This is a genomic window from Actinotalea soli, assembly GCF_017565425.1.
GTDB lineage: Bacteria > Actinomycetota > Actinomycetes > Actinomycetales > Cellulomonadaceae > Actinotalea > Actinotalea soli.
Genome location: NZ_JAGEMK010000004.1, coordinates 52,618 through 71,330, shown reverse-complemented (window position 1 = coordinate 71,330; position 18,713 = coordinate 52,618). Strand labels below are relative to the sequence as shown.

Here is an 18,713-nt window from a genome sequence, read left to right as displayed (position 1 = left end):
GGTGGCTCCTCGAATCGTCGATCGTGTTCCTCAAGAATCACACCAAGAATGCCATAGGGCAATACCCAGAATTCTGAGGTGAGGCATTCCTTAGTCACTAATGAAACGTCGGTGATGCGTATGTCGGGCGCCCGGCTCCCTGTGGGCAGGCGGTGCGGCGCGCCCCCGTGGCGGGGGTGAACCCCGGGGGTTTGACGCTCACCGGTGGGAGGTGCAAACTGGGCCCTGACAGTGCGCATCGCCTGCCCCCTGCGCGGTGCGCACTGTTCTACTTCCGGTCCCGGGTGAACACTCCCCGAGGTTCCGATCCCGAGGAGTCCAGCGTCGATCGCCCCGGCCCCACAGGCTGCGGCTGCGGGCGGGACCCCTGGCGAGGCCTCCTGCCAGAGTCGCCAGTCCCGGCGGACGCCGACGCGACGGCGCGGCACCGCCATCTCGCCCCGTCGCGCGGTTACCGTGCACCTGTGACAGCTCCCGTGCGCATCCACGCCCCGGGGCCCGACGGACACCCCCAGAAGGCCGACGGGGAAGAGGTCGTGCGTCCCGCCGTCGTCCCCGAGCCTGACCCGGCCGTGCTCGTCGACCGTGCTGCCGCGCGGTGGCGCGAGGCTCTCGTGGCGCGCGCCGGCGACTCGGCCCTGGCCGACGTCGGCCGTCTCGGTGAGGCCCAGCTCGATCTCTCGGCGGCCCACCCCTCAGGCATCGCGCAGCTCTTCGCGGGCCGCGAGACACGGCTGTCCAATCTCGTCCGCGAGGGCAGTGCTCTCTCCTCCGCGAAGCGTCGGGCCCGGGCGGTCGGCGCTCTGGCCGAGGACCATGCTCAGCGCTACGGCATCGCCTCCGCCTTCCTCGCCATCGGCGTCGCGACCTGGACCGAGCCCCTCGACACCCGGACGGCCCAGTCCGTCGACGGTGACGACCTCGAGGCGATCGCCCAGGTCGCCGTCGTCCCGGGCGCGATCGAGGCGCACGAGGCCGCCGAGGCCGACCGCGTGGCCGACGGGGCAGTCCCCGAGGAGTCCTCGCGCGCCACCGAGTCCGAGGACGCCCCGCACGTCAGGACGGTCCGGGCCCCGGTCCTGCTCCGCCCTGTTGCCATCCACCCCCGCGGCCGGGGGGAGAGCGACTACGACCTCTCCCTCGAACCCTCCCTCGAGATCAACCCGCTGCTCGCGGCCTCGCTGCGCCGCCGCGGCGCCCTGCTGGACCCGGCCGCCCTCGCCCGTGGCACCTTCACCGAGGCCGGCTTCGACCCCCGCCCGGCCCTCGGGCGGCTGCGCGCCCTGGGCGCTGCCGTGCTGGAGGACTTCCGCCTCGAGGAGCGCCTCCTGGTGGGTACCTTCGTGCACCCCGAGCAGGTGCTCGTCGACGACCTCGAGGCCCAGGGCGCCCACCTGGTCGAGCACGAGGTCCTCCGAGCCCTGGCCGGGGACCACCGGTCCGTCGAGGCGCTCACCCACCCCCTGCCCCGTCCCCTGCGTGGCGACCGGCCCCTCGACCAGGAGCGCGGCGTCGGCGACCTCGACCCCGCGCAGACCCACGTGCTCGACGCGATCGCCGCCGGCCACCACCTCCTGGTCGACGCCCCCGCGGGCAGCGACGTGCCCGGAACCCTCGCCGCCGTCGTGGCCGACGCCGCAGCGGCCGGGCGCACGGTCCTCTACGTCCCCGGTCATCGCCGGGCGGGCGCGGCCCTGGTCGACCGTCTCACCGAGCTGGGGCTCGAGAGCCTCGTCCTGGACATCGCGCCGGACTCGGGCTGGCGCGCCCAGGCCGCCCGCCGCCTGCTCGGCGCGATGACGGTCGAGCCGGTGCACGTCGAGGCCTCGCACGTCGCGATCGTGCAGCGCGAGCTGCTGGACCGTCGCGCCCGGCTCAGCGGGTACATCGACGGCTTGCACGTGCAGCGCGACCCGTGGGGGGCCTCGGCCTACGACGCCCTGCAGGCCCTCGCGCGCCTCACCTCCGGCCGACCCGCGGCGCAGACCCGGGTGCGCCTGACCGTGCCCGTGGCCGAGTCCCTCAACGCCGAGCGCCGTGCCCAGGCTGCCGCCGACCTGGTGCGCGCGGCCGGTCTCGGGGCCTTCTCCACCTCGGCCCGCTCGACCGCCTGGTACGGCGCGGACCTGCTCACCAACGACCGCGCCGCCGCCGTGCTGGCGCGGCTGGACCACCTGCTCGACGAGAGCCTGCCGCGGCTCGAGGAGGAGGTCGCCCATGTCGCCGAGACCACCGGGCTGACCCCTGCCGCGACACCGGCCGAGTGGGGCGAGCAGCTCGAGATGCTCGCAGGGGTGCGCGGCGCCCTCGACGTCTTCCAGCCCATCGTCTTCGAGCGTTCCGCCGCCGACCTCGTCGCCGCGACCGCTACACCCGCGTGGCGCGCCGAACGGGGCCTCGACATGCCACGCGGCCTGCGCCGCCGCTTCCGCAAGCAGGCCAAGGACATGCTGCGCCCCGGGCGCCCCGTCGAGGACCTGCACGCGGCCCTCGTCGACGTGCAGTCCCAGCGGGAGGTGTGGCAGGCGCACTGCCCGGCCGGTGGCTGGCCCCGGATCCCCGAAGGGCTCGCGGCGATCGAGCGCGAGTTCCAGGTGATCCGCGGCGACCTCGCCAGGCTGAGCTCGGTGCTGGCCAACACCCCCGACGGGGGCGAGCTCGAGACCCTCTCGTGGAGGTCGCTCCGGGAGCGGCTGCGCCGGCTCGAGCAGGACCGGTCGGCCCTCGAGACCCTCCCCGAGCGCACCGCCATCGTCCGGGACCTGGACCGACGCGGCCTGGGGGACCTGCTCGAGGACCTGGCCGACCGCCGGGTGCCGGCGGCCCTGGTCAGCGCCGAGCTCGAGCTGGCCTGGTGGAGCACCGTCTTCGAGGAGATCCTGCGCCAGGACCCTGCGCTGGCCGGGTACGACGGCGCAGCCCTCGCCCGCCTGGTCGCCGAGTTCCGCACCCTCGACCGCCGCTACGTCGCCGACCGCGGGGTGCTCGCCCTGGCGGCGGCCCGCGAGGACCTGCGCGTCCGGCTGCGCGCGGCCGACCAGCAGACCCAGGACCTGTTCGGGGAGATCGTCGAGGACAGGTTCGGCGGCGTGCGCCAGGCCGTGGACCGCTACCCCGACGTCACCCGGCACCTGCGCCCCTGCCTCGTCGCCTCACCGATGCTGGTGCCGCACGTGCTGCCCGGGCGCCGCTCGGAGGACCTCGTGATCCTCGACGCCGCGAGCCACCTGCCCATCGAGACCGTCGTCGGAGCGCTGGCCCGTGGCCGCCAGGTGCTCGTGGTCGGGGACACCCGGTGCGCCTCGGGCACCGCCCTCGCCGAGCTGGCCGAGGTGCTGCCCTCCCTCGCCCTGCACGCGGACACCTCCCGTCGCGACCCGCACCTGACGGCCTTCCTGTCCGACCACGGCTACGCCGGCTGCCTCACCGCGACCCCGTTGCCCTCGACGGCCTCGCTGCTGCGCCTGGACGTGGTCGACGGGGCGGGGATGCCCGCCGCCAACGGCGCGGTCGAGGCCACGCAGGCCGAGATCACGCACGTCGTGGACCTCGTGCTCGAGCACGCACTGAGCCGCCCCGACGAGTCCCTCGCCGTCGTCAGCGCGTCCCCGGTGCACACCGAGCGGCTGCGTGAGGCCGTCATGGCCGAGGTCCGGGACAACCCCTCCCTCGGTACCTTCTTCCGACCGGACCAGCCTGAGCCCTTCGCCGTGGTCGAGATCGGGGCCACGCAGGGCCTCACCCGCGAGGCGGTCATCTTCTCGGTGGGCTACGGCCGCACCCCGCACGGGCGGGTGCTGCACCGCTTCGGTGCCGTGAGCGAGCCGGGCGGCGACGGACGCCTGCTCGAGGCCCTCGGTGCGACCCGCCAACGGCTCACCGTCGTGAGCTGCTTCTCCTCGACCGACCTCGACCCCGACCGGCTGAAGTCGCCCGGGGCTCGGATGCTCGCGGACCTCCTGGCCCTCGCCGAGGCGCGCTCTGCCGCCCCGACGCGGAGCGAGCGTCACGAGCCCGAGGCCACCGGGCCCGAGCCCGACCGCCTCGTGCTGGACCTCGCCGAGCGGCTCTGGCGCCAGGGCCTCGTGGTGGACATCGACCACGGCCTGGGCACCGACGCGCGCATCCCGCTCGTCGTCGGTCACCCGGACCTGCCCGGCGAGATGCTCGTGGCCGTCCTCACCGACGACGAGGCCTACGTCGGCGAGCCGAGCGTGCGGGTGCGCGACCGCCAGGACGCCGAACGCCTCGAGCGGCTCGGCTGGACCGTGGTCCAGGTCTGGTCGGCCGCAGCCTTCCTCGACCCGCAGGGCGAGGCCGACGCGGTGCTCGCCGCGACCGTCGAGGCCTGCGCCCGCCGCACGGCCGAGCGCACCGAGGCCCGTCCCGTACGGCCGGGACGCCCCGAGGTGCTGGCCGACGCCGCCCCGGACGTGGTCGCGGAAGCGCGCTCCGAGGCGATCCCCGCGGTGCAGGTTCCCGCGGTGCAGGTTCCCGCAGCACAGGCTCCCGCGGTGCACGCTGCGGCAGGGCCGCTGGCCCCTGACCTGGACGGTGAGCAGGGTGAGCTCATCCCGGTCTCGGCCGTCACGCCCGGCCCCTCGGCCCGGGGCCCGCGCCCCGCGGTCGAGCAGGGCCTGCCCATCGCGGCGTACAGCGACGACGAGCTCGACGAGGTCGCGGTGTGGATCGCCTCGGACGGGGTCGAGCGCACCGAGGAGGAGCTCGCGGCGGCCCTGCGTGCCGAGCTCGGCATCTCACGCCGCGGGACCAGGGTCGACACCGCTGTGCTCAGCGCGGTCCGGCGGCTGTGACGGGGCGAGGTCCCGGTCGATGAGCAGCTCACCTCCGCGTCGGCCCCGACGGGCCACGGGCGGCACGCCCGCACCGGGGGCCGCCGGGCTCGGTCGGGAGGATGCCGCGCGCGAGGTACCTCGGTCGACCTCCGGGTCGACCGAGACGGTGCGTGAGGCCGCCCCGGTGCTCCCCGTGCGCAGCGCTGACGACGTCGACGTGGGCTGGGGCGAGCGATCCGACCCCGACCAGGGCGACGACGAACGGCTCCTCAGGGAGAAGCCTCCGCACTGGTGAGCTCGTCCCGCGGTGGCGCGGGGCCTCGGGGACTCAGGGCTCCCGGCGGCTCGCGAGCAGGTCACGGATCTCCTGCAGGAGCAGGATGTCCTCGGCGGGGGCGGCCGGCTCGGGCTCGGCCCCCTGCTTGCGACGGGCCGCGAGGGCGTTCATCGGGGTGATGATGACGAAGTAGATCGCTGCGGCGACGAGCAGGAACGTCAGCATCGCGTCGAGGACGAGGCCGATCGAGAAGTCCGCCCCGTTGATCGTGAAGGTCGCGACCTCGGACAGGTCCTGCTGACCGAAGATCGCCGCGACGAGCGGGTTGAGGAACCCCTCGACGATGGCGGCGACCACGGCCGAGAAGGCCGCACCGATGACGACGGCGACCGCGAGGTCGATCACGTTGCCTCGCAGGATGAAGCTCTTGAAACCGGCGATCATGACGTCTCCTGGACCGAGAGGGACGACGGCGCCGAGCGGCCCGCCGCGGTGATCATGTCAGCGGGCCCTGGCGCCTCACCAGCACGCGGGCGGTGCTCGGCCGCGCGACCGCAGAGCCTGGCCCGACGGGTGGTGACCCTCAGTCCACGAGCACCGCTCCGAGCGCGGTCCACGAACCGGTCGCTGCCAGTGCCCGCCCCTCCTCGGGGGAGACCGCCACGACCGTGACGGCGGCGGCCTCGGAGGTCGAGGTCGCCCCGGCGACGCCGCCCAGACCGAGCCGCCCCTCCTCCTCGGTGCCCCCGCCGAGGTCGAGCACCACCGCCCCCTGCGCCAGGAGGACCGGCTGAGGGAGGGGGCTCCCCGTGTCCTCGGCTCCGGTCGCCATCCCGAGCACGGGCCCCGACTCGGCCGGCCCGACCAGGTCGACCCGGTCCCCGGCCCGCAGCAGACCCACCACCGACGCGTCGGCCAGCCGGACCGGCACCACGACGGTCCCCGGTGGCGGCTCGACGCCGAACCGTGCCCCCTCGAGCAACGGGTCGACCACCGGAAGGCCCGCCGTCAGCCCGACGGCGGTGGCCCGGCCCACCAGGGCGGTCGCATCACCCAGAGCCCCCTCGGGCGCCAGGCGTGCGGGGAGGTGCGCGACGCGGAGGTCCCCGGCCTCGAGCACCTCACCGCGGGGCACCTCACGGGTGGTCACGACCACGGGAGCGGTCGTCGGCCCGCTCGGGGCGAGCTGCTGGACCACCGCCCACCCGGCGACGACGAGGGTGCCGACCAGCATCGCCCCGCGGCCCTTCCACAGCAGGATGCGCAGCGTGATGAGGGGAGGGGGGCGGTCGTCCGTGGAGCCTCGGGCCATGCGGCGACGCTAGGGACGTGCACGACGGGCTCCGGGGAGGGGCCGCCCACGGTGTGGAGGGGGCGAGGGGCGCCGGCCCTGTGGACCCGCTGAGGGTCAGCCTGCGGCAGCCGAGGTCGAGGAGGACCCGCCGGACGCCGAGCTGCTGGAGCCCGAGCTGCTGGACCCGGAGCCGCCCGACCCCGAGCTGCTCGACCCCGTGCTCCCGGAGGACGAGCTGCCTGACGAGGAGCCGCCCGACGAGGAGTCGCCGCCCGAGGAGCTCGAGCCGGCCTTGTCGCCCGTCCCGGCGGCGCCGTTCGACCCCGACGAGCTCCCCGACCCGGAGGTCGAGGAGGAGCTCCGGGCGCCGCTGCTGCGCTTCTCGTCGCGCGAGTCGGTGCGGTAGAAGCCTGACCCCTTGAACACCACGCCCACGGCGGAGAACAGCTTGCGCAGGCGGCCGGCGCAGGCCGGGCACTCGGTCAGCGCGTCGTCCGTGAAGGCCTGCTGCACGTCGAAGCGGTGGTCGCACGCGGTGCACGCGTAGGCGTAGGTGGGCACGGTTCCTCCTGGCACGATCACGACTGGCACTCTCACGATCCGAGTGCCAATGCTACGACACCGGGGCGGGTACCCCCGGTCCTCGGTCACCGTGGGGGAGCCGTTAGTCTCGCTCCGTGCCCCGTCGTCGTCCGCTCCGCCTCGTCCTGCTCGGGACCGCTGCCGTTCTCGTGCTCGCGATCGTCGCCGTCGCGGCCGTCGCGGCGACCGTCGTCCGTCGTCCGCTGCCCGACCACGGCGGCACCGCCGACCTGGCGGGGCTGGGGGCCGAGGTCACGGTCCTGCGGGACCAGCGCGGGGTCGCAGACATCTACGCCGAGACCGCCGAGGACCTGTTCCGGGCGCAGGGCTACGTGCACGCCCAGGACCGGTTCTTCGAGATGGACTACCGCCGGCACGTCACCGCGGGACGTCTCTCGGAGCTGGTCGGGGAGAACGACGAGGCCCTCGCGGCCGACAAGGTCATCCGGACCTTCGGCTGGCGCGCCGTCGCCGAGCAGGAGTGGGAGATCCTCGCCCCCGAGACCCGCGAGGCGCTCACGGCCTACGCCGAGGGGGTCAACGCGTACCTCGACGCGACCCCCACCGAGTCCCTGGGCGTCGAGTACGCGGTGCTGGGCCTGCAGATCGACGTCGCCGACCCTGATCCGTGGGACCCGATCGACTCCCTCGCCTGGCTCAAGGCGATGGCGTGGGACCTCAAGGGCAACTACGACCAGGAGCTCTCACGCGCCCTGATCTACGCGACCGTCCGCGACGTCGGCCGGGTCAACGACCTCTTTCCCCGGTACCCGCAGGACGTCAACGCCCCGATCGTGGCCGAGGGTGACGTGAGGCCCACCGCCGCCGGAGTGGGCGGCGCCCCCGACCACCCGGGTGCCGACCCTGACGGCACGCTGCTGGGCGCCGAGCTGCAGCGGGCCCTCGACGCGACCGCCGAGGTGCTCGGCGCGGTGCCCCACCTCCTCGGCGAGGGGGACGGCACGGGATCCAACTCCTGGGTGGTCTCCGGGGAGCACACGGTCTCGGGCTCGCCGATCCTGGCGAACGACCCGCACCTGTCGATCTCGGCCCCGGGCATCTGGTCGCAGGTCGGCCTGCACTGCACCGCGGTCGGTCCCGAGTGCCCCTACGACGTCTCGGGCTTCGGCTTCTCGGGGTTCCCCGGGGTCATCATCGGTCACAACGCCGAGCTGGCCTGGGGCATCACGAACCTCGGTGCCGACGTCACGGACTTCTTCCTCCAGCGCACCAGCCCCGCCGGCGACACCTACCTGCGCGACGGTGAGCAGGTCCCGTTCGAGACGCGCACCGAGACCATCGAGGTCGCCGGGGGGCCGTCGGAGGAGATCGAGGTGCGCACCACGGTGCACGGCCCGATCATCTCCGACGTCATGGACCTCGGACGGGTCGCAGCCTCGCCCACCGCCGAGGGCAGCCGGCGCACCACCGAGGTGGCCCTCGCGTGGACGGCGCTCGAGCCGGGCCACACCGCGGACGCCGTGCTCGCCTTCGCGACGGCCTCGGACGCCGCCGACGTCGCGGCGGCCGCGGCCCTCTTCGACGTGCCGTCCCAGAACATCGTGTTCGCGACCACCGAGGGCCAGATCGGCTACCAGGCCCCGGGGCGGATCCCCGTGCGAGCACGGGTCCTGGACGGCCCGGTGCCCTCGGACGGGACCTGGCCCCGGCCCGGCTGGGACTCGCGCTACGACTGGCAGGGCTGGGTCGAGCCTTCCTCGATGCCCGCGGTCCTCGACCCGGCTGTCGGCTACGTGGTCGCGGCGAACCAGGCCGTGACCGCCTCCGGGACCCAGCCCTTCCTCACCGCGGACTGGGACTACGGGTACCGGTCGCAGCGGATCCGCGACCAGCTCGACGCCCTCGTCGCGGACGGCACCCGGATCGACGTCGAGATGACCAACGAGCTCCAGAACGACGCCTGGAGCCCGTACGCCGAGAGCCTCATCCCTGCCCTCCTCGAGCTCGAGGTCGACGCCTTCACCGAGGAGGGGGTGGACCTGCTGCGGGACTGGGACCACGTGCAGGGCACCGACTCCGCCGCGGCCGCGTACTTCTCCGCCGTGTGGGCCAAGCTCCTGGAGCTGACCTTCTGGGACGACCTGCCCGAGGACCAGTGGCCCAGCGGCAACAGCCGGTGGCTCGCCGTCGTCGAGGACCTCCTCGACGACCCGGACAGCGCGTGGTGGGACGACCGCCGCACGGTCAACGTGGTCGAGAGCCGGGACGAGATCCTCGTCCGTGCTCTCACCGAGGCCCGCCTCGAGCTCACGGTCGAGCTCGGCAAGACCGCCGACGAGTGGCAGTGGGGACGCCTGCACACCGCAGCCCCCGAGCACCCTGTCCTCGGCGGGGAGGCCGCCCCCGGTCCGGTGCGCGAGCTGGTCAACCCGAGCCCGCTCGCGGTGCCCGGCGGCTCCTCGATCATCAACGCGACCTCGTGGGACGCCGCGGCGGACTCCTTCGCCGTGACCGCCGCGCCGTCGATGCGCATGGTCGTGGACCTGGCCGATCTCGACGCCTCGACCTGGGTCAACCTCACGGGGACCTCGGGTCACCCGGGCAGCGTCCACTACACCGACCAGTTCTCGGCCTGGGCCGAGGGGGAGACCTTCCCGTGGCCCTTCCGCCGCGAGGCGGTCGAGGAGGCCAGCTCGCGCGAGCTCACCCTGCGCCCCGCGGGCTGACGCTGCGCTGACCCGGGCGGCCGCGTCGGCAGGCCGTGCTCTCGCCGCCGACGTGCGGCCGCGTGCCCTGCTAGTGCCCGGAGCCCTCGGGCTCCCTGACCCACGTCCAGCCGGTCGGGGTGGCCACGATGTCGACGGTACGGTCGTGGTCCTGACGCGGCAGCGGTCGTTCGACCGCGTCGTAGACCTCCTCGGGGAAGACCATCGCGACCACGGTCGCCTCGGGGCGGGCGTAGGCCAGCACCCGGTCGTACCACCCGCCCCCCTGGCCGAGCCGGGCGCCACCGGTGTCCACCGCGAGGGCCGGGGCGATGATCGCCTCGGCCTCCACCAGCGCGCCGGCCCCGAGGGTCGGGCCGCCCGGCTCGGGGGGGCGGCCCGGGGCACGGACCTGGAGGTCGTCGGCGCTGGTGAACCACGCCCAGTCGCGCTGCAGGCCGCTCCCGAGGACGGGCAGCAGCACCCGGACCCCTCGCCCCGCGAGCATCTCGAGCAGGGGCAGGGTGTCGGGCTCGGTGGGCCGGGAGACGTAGGCGGCCACGCAGCCGGCCTCGCGCACCTGCGGGAGGTCGCCGACGACCTGGGCGATCTCGACACCTGCTCGGGCCCGGGTGCGGGGGGATCTCTTCTCGCGCTCGGCGCGGATCGCGGCGCGCAGGGCGTCCTTGGCCTCTCCCACGTCCTGGCCGCTGTGCGGGACGGGGTAGGGCTGGACTGTGCCGCTCATGGTCACATCATCGCAAAGTTTCCGTCGTTGGTGTCCCAGGACCGGCCGGGGACCCTCGTCCTGACATGATGGTGCTCCTATGAGATCCGTGCACGACCACCTCGCCGCGGTGCTCGACGCCGCGCGCCCCGTGCCGCCCCTGGACGTCGTGCTCTCGGACGCTGCCGGGTGCATCCTGGCCGAGGACGTCACGGCCCCCTACGACGTGCCGCCGTGGGCGGTCGCCGACTGCGACGGCTACGCGGTCCGGTCCGAGGACGTCGGTCTGCGCGGCCCGGCCCCGGTGGGTGAGGTCGTCCTGCCGGTGGTCCACGACGCGCCCGTCTCCTCGACCGAACCGCTCCGTCTCGTCGGGGGCTCGGCGATCCTGGTGGCCTCGGGGGCGCCCCTGCCCCACGGGGCCGACGCGGTGGTGCCCGTCGAGCGCACCGACCGCGGTCGCGCCCGGGTGGCTGTCCGTGGCGGGGCCGATCCCGGCGAGCACGTCCGCCCGGTCGGGCGGGACGCCGCCGCCGGCGACCGGCTCCTCGCCGAGGGGTCCCGGGTCGGGGCCCGGCACCTCGCGGTCGCGGCCGCCCTCGGCCGCGGACGCCTGCGCGTCCACCCAGCACCGCGCGTGGTGGTCGTCTCCGTGGGGGACGAGCTCGTCCTGCCGGGTCGGCCCCGGACCGACGGCGGCGTGCACGACGCCGACGCGCACGCCCTCGCGGCCGCGATCCAGGACACCGGTGCGACGGCCGTGCGCGTGGGGCCGGTCCCCGACGACCGCGCGGGCCTGCGCGAGATCATCGCCGACCAGCTCGTCCGGGCCGACCTCCTGGTGATCACCGGGGGCTTGAGCGCCGGTCCGTGGGACACGGTCACGGACGTGCTCGCCCCGCTGGGCACGGTGCGTTTCGACCACGTCGCGATGGCCCCGGGTGCCCGGCAGGGCTTCGGGACCGTCGACGGCATCCCGGTCTTCGCGCTCCCCGGGCACCCGGTCTCGGCCCAGGTCGCCTACGAGGTCTTCGTGCGCCCGGCGCTGCGGACCATGGGCGGCCACGCCGACATCTTCCGGCCCTCGCTGCGGGCCGCCGCCACCCGGCCGTGGGCCTCGCCGTCGGGGGTACGGCAGTTCGTGCCCGCGCGGGTGCTCGGCTCGCCGACCGACGGCTACACGGTGAGCCCCGTGGGTGACCCGTCCCAGGTCGCGCTCTCCTCCCTGGCCGGGGCCAACGCCCTCGCCGTCGTCGGTGAGGACACGACCCAGGTGCGGGCCGGGGACACCCTCGCCTGCCTGGTGCTGGAGAGCTGAGGTGGCGCGCGGCTGGCCCGTGGTCCTGCGCGAGGACGACGTCGTCCTCCGGCCCCTGCGACGACGCGACGCCCGGGCGTGGCTGGACGCCCGCGCGGCCAACTCGCGCTGGCTCGACCCGTGGGAGGCGACCTCCCCCGAGCCCGTGTCCGGCCCGCCGCCGAGCTTCGGGGAGTTCGTGCGTGCGCTCTCGGGGCAGGCGCGTTCGGGCGCAGCGCTGCCCTTCGCCGTCGAGTACCGGGGGGAGCTCGTCGGGCAGCTGACCGTCTCGACGATCGTGCGCGGGTCGCTCTGCTCGGGGAGCATCGGGTACTGGATCAGCGAGCACGTCGCCGGTCGTGGCATCACGCCGACGGCCGTGGCCCTCGCGGTCGACCACTGCCTGGGTCCGGTCGGTCTGCACCGCGTCGAGATCAACATCCGGCCCGAGAACACCCCGAGCCTGCGCGTGGTCGAGAAGCTCGGACTGCGCGACGAAGGGGTGCGGGAGCGCTACCTGCACATCCAGGGGGAGTGGCGGGACCACCGCACCTTCGCGGTGACCGCGGAGGAGCTCCCCGAAGGCCTGATGGCCCGGTGGCGCCGCACGCGAACCACACCGGTGTAGTTCCCCCGCCGACACGCCGCGGCCGCTGCGGGCCGCCGTGCTCGGGCTCGCCTACCGTCGTGACGTGAACCAGGCCGGGCTCGTGGTGATCGCCATGGCTGGCCTGTGGATCGCCTACCTGGTGCCGCACCGGTTGCGGTACCGCCAGCAGCTGCTCGAGTCCCGCGCGGACGACAGGTACTCCGAGCGCCTGCGGGTCCTGCGCGTGGCCCAGGCCACCCGGGCGGGGGCGACGGTCACGGCGAGTGCGGGACGGTCACCCTTCCCGCTGCACAGCACGGCTCGAGCAGCACGAGGAGGGGGTGGACCCATGGACCGGCCGCACGCGACCACGGACCGCATCTCGGCGGACGCCGCCCGGCGCAGTGCCGCCGAGCACGCCCAGCGCGCTGCCCACCTGGCCCGCCGCTCGGCGGCTGCCCGTCGTCGTGCCCTGCTGTGCGCCGCCCTGCTCCTCCTCGCCGTCGGCGGCTGGGCCCTCGTCGGCGCGGCCGGCGCGGCGGTGCTCGCGGGCGCGGTGCCGACCGCGCTCCTGGCCACCGTGCTGGGCCTGGGACGGCGCGCGGTGATCGCCGGGGCCCGCGCGGACGCCGCCTGGGAGGCCGGCGCTGCCACCCGCGCCCCCGTGGCGGTCGACAGCGCCGCACGGCAGCCCGCCCGCCGCACGACGGGGCGCGCCGTCCACCCCTCCGAGGCGAGCACCGAGGTCATGGCCCGCGTCCCGCGGGAGAGCGTGACCAGCGCCCGGACCGACCGCAGCTCCACCGGGGCGGGGACGGTGTCCGCGGGGGCGGTGCAGGGCCGCGTCGCCGAGGCCTCCGAGGCACCGGATCGCACGGCTGCGCAGGCACGGTCCGAGGCCCGGTCGGCCGAGACCGAGACCTGGGCCCCGGTCCCCGTGCCACGCCCGTCCTACACGTTCAAGGCAGCGGCCCCGCGTCGAGAGCCCGCTCCGCTCGTGCTCGACGACGTCGCCCTGACCGCGGTGGGCCAGCTCGCCGCGGACGCGCCGTCGGCGGACGAGGGGCACGGCGCGTCCGGCCGTCCGGAGGAGTCGACTCCCTCGGCAGCACCCGCCACCGCGAGCTCGACGGGCCCGGCCAGGTCCCTCGACCTGGACGCGATCCTCGCCCGTCGGCGTGCGTCGGGGGAGTGAGGCCGCGGGTGGGTAGCACCGCCGACGTGGTGCTAGCCTGTTACCCGCTCAAGGGGCTGTGGCGCAGTTGGTAGCGCGTCTCGTTCGCAATGAGAAGGTCAGGGGTTCGAATCCCCTCAGCTCCACCGCTACGAAGGGTCCTGCTGTGCTGGTGCGTCCAGCCGCAGGGCCCTTCGTCGTGAGGACCTCGTCCCGCGAGGCCCCCGCAGCCGCGGGACAGAGGTCAGGAGGACGGTGCCGGTGAGGGACGGTCGTGAGGTCCTGCCCACCCCGCGCTCGGTCGAGCTGCGTCCCGGGGCCCCCTTCGACCTGCGGCCGGGCATGCGGGTGGTCGCCGGGACGGACCCGTCCGCGGTGGGCACGGCGGTCCTCGCCGCGGGGCGCATCGGCGAGATCAGCGGCGTCCCGGTCTCGGTGACCCACGAGGAGCCGACCGCCGGCCCTGCGATCGTCCTCACCCTCGCCCGTGACCCCCGTGAGCTGGGCCTGGTCGATGCCCTCGAGGCCCCGCGGCTGCGTGAGGCGTACCGCCTCACGGTGAGCCGGGACCGTGCCGAGATCACCGCCCTCGCCGCCCCCGGGCTCCTGCGCGGGGCGACCACCCTGCACCAGATGGGCCATCGCCTGCCCGAGGACCGCGGCACCCGCGACCGTCCTGCGGCCCTCAGCTTCCCCGCGGTCGAGGTCGTCGACCACCCGCGGTTCCTGTGGCGCGGTCTCGACCTCGGTCTGCGCCCCGCGGCGGTGGACGTCGCGGGCGTCAAGCGGGTGGTCGCCGTCATGACCGACCTCAAGCTCGACGTGCTGCACCTGCGGGTGGGTGAGGGGGGCGGTGAGTACGACGTCGAGGACTACGCCGAGATCCTCACCTACGCCGTCGCCCGGCACGTGACCGTGGTGCCCGAGGTGCGGCTCCCCGCCCTCGGGCGGCGCGCCGGCTCCGCGGGAGGGCACGACGGCTGGGACGAGAGCTGGATGCAGGAGGTGCTGGGCAGGGTCCTCGCCACGACCCCCGGGCCTGCGGTCCGGCTCGCCCTGCGCGGCGCGCAGCCCGGCCCCGGCCCTGCCGCAGACCCCAGCACGGCCGGGGCGGGGCCGACGGCTGCGCTGGTCGCCCGAGCTGCGGAGGAGGTGCACGGGGCCGGCAAGCTCGTCGTCGGCTCCGCGGCGCTGCTGGGGGAGGCCGCGGGGCAGGGGACGGTGCTCCGCCACCTCGGCGACGGGCGTCTCACCGCGCAGGAGGAGGCCGCCGTGGGCCGAGGAGCGGGGCTGGTCCTGGCTCGGGCCGGTGCCCCGCTCGACGAGCCTCCCGTCGCGGGGCCAGAACCGTCCGCGGGGATCGCCGGGCTCGAGGCCGTGCTGCCCTCGGGGTGGCTGGTCGACCCTGAGCCCCGGGGGCTGACCCGGCTCGCCCAGATCGCGACGCTGGCCGAGGTGGCGTGGGCCGTGCCCGACCGCCAGCGCCCGCTCGCGGCCCGCCTCCCGGCCCTCGTCGAGAGGTGGCGCTCCCTCGGGCTCCTCGACCTGGACCCGCAGGGCTGAGCGGGGTCAGACCCAGCCGCGCCACCACTGACGCAGCTGCCACTCGCGGAAGGTGGTGACCTGCCCGGTCCACACCGGGAGGAACCACGCCGTGGTCAGGAGCACCAGCACGAGCCCGACGACGGCGACGCCGCGCACCACCGTCCGGCGCCACGGCTCGGCCTCGCCCCACGCGAGGAGCCGCCCGATCGCCCAGGTCAGGCACAGCACCATCCAGGGCAGGACGACGATCGCGTAGAACGCGAAGATCGTGCGGTGGGAGTACGCGAACCACGGCAGCCAGCCCGCGGCAAGCCCCGAGAGCGCCGCGAGGGCGACCCCGTCGCGACGTCGGACCACCCACCAGGCGCAGGCCAGCACGGCCGCGCTCGCGAGCCACCACAGCAGCGGGTTGCCCAGCGACGTCACGGTCTGCGCGCAGCGCTCGGCCCCGCACACCTGCAGGGCCGGTTCGGCGGACTCGAAGAAGAAGGAGGTGGGTCGCACCTGCAGCAGCCAGCCCGCCGGGTGGGAGGCGTAGCCGTGCTCCGTGGTCAGGGAGGTGTGGAAGCGCCACATCTCCTGGTGGTAGTGCACCCAGGAGCGCAGTGCCTCCGGCAGCCAGGTGATGCCCTCGCCCGGGTGGTCGGCCGCCCAGGTGCGCGCGTACCCGCCGCGGGTGGCGAACCACCCGGCCCACCCCGCGACGTAGCTCACCGCGGCCGTCCCCACGACGCTCACGAAGGCCAGCGGCCCGTCCCGCAGCAGCGCCGTCTGCCACCAGCGTGAGGCCCCGGACCGGTGACGGGCGAGAAGGTCCCAGCCGACCGTCAGCAGGCCGAAGACCGCGACGAACCACAGGGCCGACCACTTGGTGCCCACCGCGAGGCCGAGCAGGAGGCCCGCGGTGACGCGCCACGGGCGCAGGCCCAGGCCCGGCCCCCAGCCCGGGGGCGCCCACGGAGGACCCGTCTGCCGGGCGAGGCGTTCCCCGGTGCGGTCACGGTCGAGCAGCAGGGCGCCGAAGGCCGCGAGCAGCAGGACCATGAGGATCCCGTCGAGCAGGGCCGTACGGGAGTGCACGATCGCGGCGCCGTCGACCGCGAGGAGCAGCCCGGCGATCGCGCCGAGGCCAGCCGAGCGGAACAGGCGCGTGGCGATGCGGGTGAGCAGCAGCACCGCGAGCACCCCGGCCACGGCGGAGCCGAGCCGCCACCCGGCCGGGTCCTGCGCGCCCAGCAGCCGCATCCCCAGCGCGATGACCCACTTGCCCACCGGTGGGTGCACCACGTAGGCGGGATCGCTCGAGTAGCCGTCCACCTGACCGGACTCGAAGGCCGGGTCGGGGTCGTCGGGCCACCGGCCCTCGTACCCGAGCTGCAGCAGCGTCCAGGCATCCTTGACGTAGTACGTCTCGTCGAAGACGAGGACCGCGGGACGCCCTAGGTCCCGCAGCCGCAGCGCGGCGGCCAGGGCCGTGACCGCGAGGGCGGTCACCCAGCCCCACAGGGCCTCCCCGCCCGGCCCGCCCCGGGGCCCGGTGGGTGCCCGCCTGCGGTCGCTCGCCGCGCGGCCCGCCGGGAGGGTGCTGGTCACGCCGTCATCGTAGGGCCGGGCAGCCGCGTAGCCTGGCCGCCATGAGCAGCGGGCGGATCGTGCTGGCGGCCACGCCGATCGGCGACGCGGAGGACGCCTCGCCCCGGCTGCGGCGGCTCCTGGAGACCGCCGAGGTGGTCGCGGCGGAGGACACCCGGCGCCTGCTCGGCCTCGCCCAGCGCCTCGGTGTGCGTCCCGGAGGCCGGCTGCTGAGCCACCACGAGCACAACGAGGGGGCCCGGGTCGCCGAGCTGCTCGACGTCGTGCGCGCCGGGGGTACGGTGCTCGTCGTCTCCGACGCGGGGATGCCGACGGTCTCGGACCCCGGCTTCACCCTGGTCCGGGCCGCGGTCGAGGCCGGGCTGCCGGTGACCACGGCCCCCGGCCCGAGCGCGGTGCTCGCCGCCCTCGCGGTCTCGGGGCTGCCGACCGACAGGTTCTGCTTCGAGGGATTCCTGCCGCGCCGACCGGGTGACCGCACCCGCGCCCTCGGACAGCTCGCCACCGAACGACGCACCATGGTCTTCTTCGAGTCCCCGCACCGCGTCGCCGAGACCCTGGCGACCATGGCCGAGGTGCTCGGCACGGACCGTCCGGCAGCCGTGTGCCGTGAGCTGACCAAGACCTACGAGGAGGTCGTCCGCGGCCCCCTCGGCGAGCTCGCCGGCTGGGCCGAGGAGGCCGGGCCCCGTGGGGAGATCTGCGTGGTGGTCGGCGGTGCCCCCCAGGCCGCGGCCCCGGCCATGGCCGACCTCGTGGCCGAGGTGCTCTCCCGGGCCGACGGCGGCGAGCGGCTCAAGGAGGCTGTCGCCGAGGTCGCGCTCGCGGCCGGCACCCCCAAGCGCGAGCTCTACGCGGCGGCCATCGCGGCACGCGGACGCTGAACGGGCGCGGGCCGACCCCGCGCCGCAGACTGGAGGGCACCGAGGAACCGAGGGCAGGAGCCAGGCGTGCGAGGACCTCGAGCAGCAGCCGTCGCCGTCCTGGGCCTCGCCCTGACCGCGGCGTGCGGCGCGCAGCCCTCCGAGGAGTCCGCGGGCCCGAGCCTGGTGGGTCCCACGCCGGGCGACGGATCCACGCAGCCGTCCGGGGCGGACGACGCCGGACCCGCGCTCCCGGCGGGCCCCACGCTCCCCGCGGCGACCGAGCAGCCGCAGGACGTCCTCACGGGCCTCGACGCCCCGTGGTCGCTCGCCTTCCTCCCCGGAGGTGCGCTGCTGGTGACCGAGCGGGATGCGGCCCGGGTGCTGCTCGTGACCGAGGCGGGGCCGGCGCACCTGGCCGGCCCCGGGGCCGAGGAGCTCGTCGAGGGCACGCTCACCGACGGCGAGGGCGGCCTGCTGGGGGTCGCCGTCCCGCCCGACGTCGGCACGCAGGACGGCGGGAGGCCGCCGCTGCTGCTCTACCGGACCACGGCGACCGGGAACGAGGTGGTGCGTGGCGCCCTCGACCTCACCGACCCCGTGAGACCCAGGCTCGGGCCGCTCGAGGTGGTGCTCGACGGGATCCCGGCGGCCAGCACCCACAACGGCGGGAGGCTGGCCTTCGGCCCCGACGGCCACCTCTACGTCACCACCGGCGACGCCGCCGAGCCGGGCAGCGCCCAGCAGCCCGGCTCCCTCGCGGGGGCGGTCCTGCGGGTCACCGTCGACGGCGACCCGGCGCCGGGCAACCCCGACCCCGCCAGCCCCGTGTGGAGCCGAGGTCACCGCAACGTCCAGGGCATCGCCTGGCACGAGGACGGCCGCATGGTCGCGAGCGAGTTCGGCCAGAGCGAGGTCGACGAGCTCAACCTCGTCGAGCCCGGCTCCAACTACGGGTGGCCCGAGGTCGAGGGCACCGGCGGCGGGCCGGGCTTCACCGACCCGCTCGTCACCTGGCCGACCTCGGAGGCCTCACCGAGCGGCATCGCGGTCACGGGCTCGACGGTCCACCTCGCCGCGCTGCGGGGCGCTCGGCTCTGGTCGGTCGACCTCGACGCCCCGGCCCTCGAGCCCGTCGCCACCCTCGAGGGTGAGCTCGGTCGGCTGCGTGACGTCGTGGCAGGGCCCGACGGCGCGCTGTGGGTGCTCACCAACAACACCGACGGGCGGGGCGACCCGCGGGCGGGGGACGACCGTCTCGTGCGGCTGACGCCGCCCTGACCCAGCCCCGCCACCGTCCCCGGCCGGAT

General features: G+C 75.4%; 14 protein-coding genes and 1 tRNA gene. 10 read left to right on the top strand and 5 right to left on the bottom strand.

Annotation, left to right across the window (positions count from 1 at the left end; genetic code table 11):
* Positions 1-464: 464 nt before the first annotated feature.
* Together J4G33_RS17790 and J4G33_RS09435 are read left to right on the top strand one after the other, a co-directional pair.
* Complete coding sequence (locus J4G33_RS17790) at positions 465-4,814, top strand: PDDEXK-like endonuclease domain-containing protein (RefSeq protein WP_208055714.1); 4,350 nt, start codon at positions 465-467, stop codon at positions 4,812-4,814.
* A 19-nt stretch (positions 4,815-4,833) separates the two neighbouring features.
* Positions 4,834-5,091 carry a hypothetical protein gene (locus J4G33_RS09435; protein WP_208055713.1) on the top strand — a complete coding sequence of 86 codons (258 nt, stop codon included), beginning with the start codon at positions 4,834-4,836 and terminating at the stop codon, positions 5,089-5,091.
* Between the two features lie 33 nt (positions 5,092-5,124).
* Here the strand turns inward: J4G33_RS09435 and mscL are convergent, their stop codons facing one another.
* From mscL to J4G33_RS09420, 3 genes are all read right to left on the bottom strand, one after another.
* Positions 5,125-5,517, bottom strand: a complete 393-nt coding sequence (gene mscL, locus J4G33_RS09430; protein ID WP_208055712.1) for a large conductance mechanosensitive channel protein MscL — start codon at positions 5,515-5,517, stop codon at positions 5,125-5,127.
* Between the two features lie 139 nt (positions 5,518-5,656).
* Entirely contained in the window at positions 5,657-6,385 is a 729-nt protein-coding gene (locus J4G33_RS09425) for an SAF domain-containing protein (RefSeq protein WP_208055711.1), read from the bottom strand.
* Between the two features lie 96 nt (positions 6,386-6,481).
* Positions 6,482-6,928 (bottom strand): FmdB family zinc ribbon protein, encoded by a 447-nt coding sequence (locus tag J4G33_RS09420; RefSeq protein WP_208055710.1) that lies wholly within the window; start codon positions 6,926-6,928, stop codon positions 6,482-6,484.
* Between the two features lie 116 nt (positions 6,929-7,044).
* Here J4G33_RS09420 and J4G33_RS09415 point away from each other — a divergent pair, with 116 nt between their 5' ends.
* Positions 7,045-9,636, top strand: a complete 2,592-nt coding sequence (locus tag J4G33_RS09415; protein ID WP_208055709.1) for a penicillin acylase family protein — start codon at positions 7,045-7,047, stop codon at positions 9,634-9,636.
* Between the two features lie 70 nt (positions 9,637-9,706).
* Here the strand turns inward: J4G33_RS09415 and J4G33_RS09410 are convergent, their stop codons facing one another.
* On the bottom strand, positions 9,707-10,363 hold the full coding sequence (locus J4G33_RS09410; RefSeq protein ID WP_208055708.1) for a 5-formyltetrahydrofolate cyclo-ligase: 657 nt from the start codon (positions 10,361-10,363) through the stop codon (positions 9,707-9,709).
* Positions 10,364-10,442: 79 nt separating this feature from the next.
* Between J4G33_RS09410 and J4G33_RS09405 the strand changes: the two genes are divergently transcribed.
* The 5 genes from J4G33_RS09405 to J4G33_RS09385 all read left to right on the top strand — a co-directional run bounded on the left by J4G33_RS09405 (position 10,443) and on the right by J4G33_RS09385 (position 14,965).
* A complete protein-coding gene (locus J4G33_RS09405) occupies positions 10,443-11,660 on the top strand; it encodes a molybdopterin molybdotransferase MoeA (protein ID WP_208055707.1) in 1,218 nt (405 codons plus the stop codon).
* Position 11,661: 1 nt separating this feature from the next.
* Positions 11,662-12,267, top strand: coding sequence for a GNAT family N-acetyltransferase (locus tag J4G33_RS09400; RefSeq protein ID WP_208055706.1), 606 nt, complete (start codon positions 11,662-11,664; stop codon positions 12,265-12,267).
* 64 nt (positions 12,268-12,331) lie between these two features.
* Positions 12,332-13,423 (top strand): hypothetical protein, encoded by a 1,092-nt coding sequence (locus tag J4G33_RS09395; RefSeq protein ID WP_307793838.1) that lies wholly within the window; start codon positions 12,332-12,334, stop codon positions 13,421-13,423.
* Positions 13,424-13,475: 52 nt separating this feature from the next.
* Positions 13,476-13,548, top strand: a tRNA-Ala gene (locus J4G33_RS09390).
* Between the two features lie 115 nt (positions 13,549-13,663).
* Positions 13,664-14,965, top strand: coding sequence for a glycoside hydrolase family 20 zincin-like fold domain-containing protein (locus J4G33_RS09385; RefSeq protein ID WP_208055705.1), 1,302 nt, complete (start codon positions 13,664-13,666; stop codon positions 14,963-14,965).
* 6 nt (positions 14,966-14,971) lie between these two features.
* Here J4G33_RS09385 and J4G33_RS09380 read toward each other — a convergent pair whose 3' ends face one another.
* A complete protein-coding gene (locus J4G33_RS09380; RefSeq protein WP_208055704.1) occupies positions 14,972-16,540 on the bottom strand; it encodes a dolichyl-phosphate-mannose--protein mannosyltransferase in 1,569 nt (522 codons plus the stop codon).
* 41 nt (positions 16,541-16,581) lie between these two features.
* On the opposite strand from J4G33_RS09380, the gene rsmI reads away from it, so the two are divergent.
* Entirely contained in the window at positions 16,582-17,424 is an 843-nt protein-coding gene (gene rsmI, locus J4G33_RS09375; protein WP_208055703.1) for a 16S rRNA (cytidine(1402)-2'-O)-methyltransferase, read from the top strand.
* 66 nt (positions 17,425-17,490) lie between these two features.
* On the top strand, positions 17,491-18,684 hold the full coding sequence (locus J4G33_RS09370) for a PQQ-dependent sugar dehydrogenase (RefSeq protein WP_307793837.1): 1,194 nt from the start codon (positions 17,491-17,493) through the stop codon (positions 18,682-18,684).
* Positions 18,685-18,713 lie beyond the last annotated feature (29 nt).

Coding starts and splice junctions, on each gene's coding strand:
- J4G33_RS09435 (WP_208055713.1), top strand. CDS start 4,834: ATGAGCAGCTCACCTCCGCGTCGGCCCCGACGGGCCACGGGCGGCACG.
- mscL (WP_208055712.1), bottom strand. CDS start 5,517: ATGATCGCCGGTTTCAAGAGCTTCATCCTGCGAGGCAACGTGATCGAC.
- J4G33_RS09425 (WP_208055711.1), bottom strand. CDS start 6,385: ATGGCCCGAGGCTCCACGGACGACCGCCCCCCTCCCCTCATCACGCTG.
- J4G33_RS09410 (WP_208055708.1), bottom strand. CDS start 10,363: ATGAGCGGCACAGTCCAGCCCTACCCCGTCCCGCACAGCGGCCAGGAC.
- J4G33_RS09405 (WP_208055707.1), top strand. CDS start 10,443: ATGAGATCCGTGCACGACCACCTCGCCGCGGTGCTCGACGCCGCGCGC.
- rsmI (WP_208055703.1), top strand. CDS start 16,582: ATGAGCAGCGGGCGGATCGTGCTGGCGGCCACGCCGATCGGCGACGCG.